We start from the raw sequence: 5317 nt of genomic DNA, 5'->3' as shown, positions 1-5317 counted from the left end.
AATACAGGGATCTCTTATAAAATAGTAAATAATCGTGTATTTCTGAAGGATGATAGTGTAAAAAAAATAAAGAGGTCAGAGTTTGCACAAAATGGAGTACAGCAAGAAAAACACACAATATCAGGAAGGATTGTCGATAAAGAAGGTTTAGCGATAATCGGTGCGAATGTTACGCTTGAAGATAACAAAGGAATTGGTACAATAACAGATGTAGATGGAAAATTCGTTCTGAATGGAATATCGAATGGGGCAATTCTACTTATTTCATATATTGGTTATATAGATCAAAAAATTAAGATAGATGGAGGACAAAATTCTTATCAGATAACACTGCTTGAGGATACTCAGAAATTGGATGAAGTTATTGTAATTGGATATGGTGTTGAAAAAAAGGTTAATTTAACTGGTGCAATAACGAATGTGAAAACGGAAGAGCTTTCAACGATTTCAACAACTAATTTATCAAATACGTTAGCTGGACGTGCTCCTGGGCTGACTATTGTTGGAAGTTCTGGCTTTATGGGGGCTAGTTCTGAAATCCGTATGCGTGGTGGCTTCGGAGATCCGTTGTTTGTTATTGATGGGATTATTAGGGATAAGGCTGCATTTGATGCTCTTGAGCCAAATGAAATAGACCAACTTAGTTTTTTGAAAGATGCTGCTACAGCTTCTGTTTATGGGTCTAAAGCTGGAAATGGGGTTGTGTTGGTGACAACGAAGTCTGGTGCAGATGCAATGGGTAAACCTAAATTTGAATATCAAGGATCTTATACATTTAATAGGCCAACGCGTAAGCTTTTTTCGGATGAAATGAGTGCTTATAAAGAATTGGTGTATCAGAATTTGGTTGCTGAAGCAAACGGGTTGCCTTTACCGAATAATGAAGAAGAGATGGAATATGCAAAAACACATGATTATAATGTCAATGATTTGATTTGGCAGAATCCGTGGAATACGAAGCATTCTATTAGTGCTACAGGAGGAACAGAAAAGGTAAAATATTATGTGTTAGGCAACTTTATCAGAGAAGAAGGCTCTTATAAAAACTTGGAAAATAATAAATACTCTTTCCGTTCAAACTTGACAGTGAATTTGTCTAAATATATATCTTTGAATGCAAATATATCTGGATATCAAAAAGATGATAGACGATTTAATTGGCCAGGAAGTGGAGATGATAGTGAAGATATATTTGATTTTTATCGGACTACATTTAATTGTTTGAGAACAGTTCCTTCTTATGCTTATTTAGATGGTACTCCTGCGAATGAAAAAACAGATTATCCAATTTATCCGGATGTAAGCAACTTTAAAGGTTGGAATGTTGCTGATGTTGTGTTAGGTGACCGTTATATTAAGACACGTAGGCGTAATGTGAATGGAATTTTATCTTTAAATATTGATTTAGGTAAAATTTTGCCGGGATTGTCAACTAAAATCACGGGAAATTACATTATAAACGACTATGCTCGTAAGAAGTATATGTCTCATCAAAAAGCATATAATTTTCAGTCTGGAGATCCTGATAACAGATTTATACCGGGACCATTAGATTTGAATAAATATAATATTTATACATTTGGTTCTAACTATGAGAACTTAACGTATGGTGCTCGTCAGTTTTGGAATGAACAATTTGACTGGACATTAAACTACAAAAATTCATTCGGAAAACATGAAGTCGGTGGAATGATTACTTTTGAACAAGCAGAAAGTCAAGGTGAAGCGATCTATGCTACAGCTAATGATCCTTTGACAGATTATGATCAGTGGTTTGTATTTTCTACAGATCCAGAAAGACGGACAGTCTCTGTTAATGAATCCGAAAATTTAGGTTCGCATCTTTCTTGGATTGGACGTGCTACTTATAATTATGATTCCAAATATATGGCAGAATTCTCATTTCGTTATGATGGAAATAATAAGTTTCCGAAAGATCGCCGATGGGGTTTTTTCCCTTCAGCTTCTCTTGGATGGCGTATTAGCAGGGAAGCTTTTATGGAAAATACTTCGGAGTGGCTTGATGATTTGAAAATACGTGCTTCTTATGGTACGACTGGTAATGATTTGAATACTTCTAATAAATCGATTGGGTATTTTCAATACATAGAAAGGTATACTACCGGAAGTAGTTATATGTTTGGAAAAGGATTGGCAAATGGTATTCAAACGGGTAGTATGCCTACTACTGATTTAACTTGGGCCACATCGGCAACAATTAATGGAGGAATAGATTTTACTCTGTTGAGTAATAGATTGAGCGGAACGATCGATGGCTTTTATCGGAAAGAAACAGATATTTTGGGGTCTCGAACTACTACTTTGCCTAGTACTTATGGTGCTTCTTTAGCCCCTGAAAATTATGCAGAACGTTCATGGAGAGGAGGGGAGTTTACTTTGACTTGGAGAGATAAAGTGCAACATGGCATAAATTATTCTTTGTATATGAATATCGGATATTCTAAAGATCGTTGGGATGTATTAGACGAATCTGTTATTTACATGACGGGAAATCTAAAGGATTTATCTTTGGTCGGTATGTCGGCAGGTCGTATTACAGGATTGAAGGTAGATCATTTATTGACAGATCAAGCAGAAGTTGATGAGTTGATTGCTAAAGGTTTTAAACAATATGGACGAGATCCTTATTTGGGTGGACTTTTGTTCCAAGATACTCGTGGTGATGGTTATTCTTTAGGACCGGATGGAAAGATTGATGGAAATGACGCTTATAATTTACTAAGTGAAAATGGAACTCCTCGTATTAATTATGGTTTTGGGGGAAGTTTTAGTTGGAAAGGAATAACAATCGACATGCATTTCCAAGGAGTGGGTAGCTATGATCGTCTAGTTGGTTGTGATGCAACTAAAGGTATTCCGCAATATGGCGGAAACACTCGTCCTTATTATCCAATTTGGACTAGTGATAAATGTTGGAGTCCTGAAAATCCAAATGGTGTTTATCCCCGGGTGATCGGTAAAAATCAGTATGAGTCGGGTTATGGAAATACAGATTTTTGGATGCGTAATGGAGCTTATGTTCGCTTAAAAAATTTGAATATAGGGTATAATTTGCCAGCTTCGATCTTACGTCCGCTGGGATTACTTCATGCTCAGGTGTTTATGAATGCAACAAATTTGTTTTCTATATCGGCCATGAATGAATTCATGGATCCGGAGCAAAAATATTATGATTCATTTCCTTTGATGAGATCATTTACATTTGGACTTAATTTTTCATTCTAAAAGTTGAAATTATGAAACTGAATAAATTAAAAGATTCATTAGTCGGTTTGGCTATCGTTCTATTTTTTAATGGATGCAATAGCTTAGATATATCGAATTTGTGGAATTATGATGCTGAATTGGTTTGGAATGATGATAATTTGGCAACTGCATATGTTACAGATCTTTATGGAGATATTTTTAAAGGTTGGGATACTGGTGCAGATGATACGGCCGAACAACAGACAGGTATTCCTTTTATGTTAAGCACGATTACGACTTCTGGTAGTGGCTATAAACGTTGGAATTATACGAATATACGTAATATAAATTTAGGAATAGAGTATCTTGCTGAAGGGACTTGTTCTGAGTCTGTAAAAAATAGCTTGACAGGACAAATGCTTTTTATGAGAGCTTATCAATATGGTGAAATGATTGTTTATCATGGGGGAATGCCTTATATTACAAAAGTACAGGATAAAGATAAGGACGATTTATTTGTGACTCGAAATTCTACAGCTGAGTGTTTTGATTTGCTTATAAAAGATCTGGATGATGCTATTAGTTTGCTTCCTGCAAAAGCGAAAGGAAATGATTATGGACGTATAGATCAGTGCTTTGCAAAGGCTTATAAGGCGAAAATGTTACTTTATAAAGCTTCTCCGCAATTTAATCCTTCAAATAGATATGATAATAAGTATTGGAATGAAGCATATGAGGCAGCAAAAGAAGCTTATGATTTTTGTATCTCTCAAGGAATTAAATTGACCGATAAATATAGTGACAATTGGCTTGTGGATGGGAACTCGGAGGTTGTATTTCCTATTATATATAGTAATCCTGATAAAACTGCAGGTTGGGAGAATACGATTCGACCGGCTTCATTGAGTCGGAGTAATGCTAATAACACGCCAACTTGGGATATGGTAAAAGCTTTTCCAATGTTAGATGGTAAAAGCTTTGATGATCCAACTGGCAAGTATTATGTAGGAAATGAGGATGTTTTTTTACAGAGATATTGGATGAATAGAGATCCTCGGTTTGAAGATTGTATTTTATATAACGCAGCTTTGTATCCCGTATCTGGTACATCGACTGGATACCGTCAATATACATCTGTTGGGATTGCTGTTCGGGAGGATTCATATGGAATTAATCCGAATGTAGGAAGTACAGCTACGCAAAATGACGTTATTAGTGGGATGTATGTCCGTAAAGGTTCTGATGTTTCTTTGAGTCAAGATTTGGTATCTACTTTTGATCATGATTATCCATTTATGAGATTAGCAGAAGTTATGTTTATTTATGCAGAAGCGGCTAATGAAGTGGGGCACCGGGATGTTGCAGTTGATATGTTGAAGCAAATCCGGAAGCGTGCAGGGATCGAAGCCGGAGAGGATGGATTGTATGGATTAAAAGTTGGTGGTCGAGAAGAAATTCGACAGGCAATTTTGGATGAACGTAATGTGGAACTTTGTTTTGAAGGGCATCGTTTTATGGATCTTAGAAGAACTCGTAATATGATGCAATTAAATGGATTACAAAAATATGGAATTGAAGCGATTGCTATTAATGAAGATGGATCTGAAATGACGATAACAGAGGCTCAGAGAAAAGCGAATTCCTATTTGTTGACTCCTGAAAATTTCAAATATGTTCTTAGAATGGTTCCTATCAGTGCTATTGCTGAAAATAAATTCTTAATTCAAGAATCCTATTATTTCTTTCCAATCCAAGAAAGTAAAATATTGGAAAATCCGAATCTCGAACAAAACAATAATTGGGGCGGAACTTTTAATCCGACAATGGAATAAATTATTACTTTTGTTTTTTCATAAATGAAGAGGGAGGCCAAAAAGACTTACAACCCTTTGGTTGTCCCTCTTTTTAATTTTCTTTATTTATAACTTAATCTATATCAGATGATGAAAACTAAATTCTCTTTATTGATTTTTGCATTGCTGTTTGTGTGTTCCGGAATGATGGCTCAGGATAAGATAACGATTGGGGTTATCCAATATGACTTGGGCGATGTAGATAAAAGCTTTAAGGATCTGCATGATCAGGGATTTGGTTCTTGTGAACTTAATTA

At 35.5% G+C, this 5317-nt stretch carries 2 protein-coding genes; both read left to right on the top strand.

The features are described 5' to 3' along the window. The coding region (locus KTG12_RS20870; protein ID WP_227226333.1) for a TonB-dependent receptor at positions 1-3246 on the top strand (3246 nt) is incomplete at its 5' end. An 11-nt stretch (positions 3247-3257) separates the two neighbouring features. Continuing rightward, positions 3258-5039 (top strand): RagB/SusD family nutrient uptake outer membrane protein, encoded by a 1782-nt coding sequence (locus KTG12_RS20865; protein WP_138272991.1) that lies wholly within the window; start codon positions 3258-3260, stop codon positions 5037-5039. Positions 5040-5317: the final 278 nt, after the last annotated feature.

The organism is Parabacteroides sp. MSK.9.14 (assembly GCF_019041495.1).
GTDB lineage: Bacteria > Bacteroidota > Bacteroidia > Bacteroidales > Tannerellaceae > Parabacteroides > Parabacteroides merdae.
Note: the sequence above shows the minus strand (reverse complement) of the source record. Positions and strands in the feature narration are given on the sequence as shown.

What these genes read in the sequence shown, in the direction of transcription:
- KTG12_RS20865 (WP_138272991.1), top strand. Translation starts at nt 3,258, where the DNA reads ATGAAACTGAATAAATTAAAAGATTCATTAGTCGGTTTGGCTATCGTT.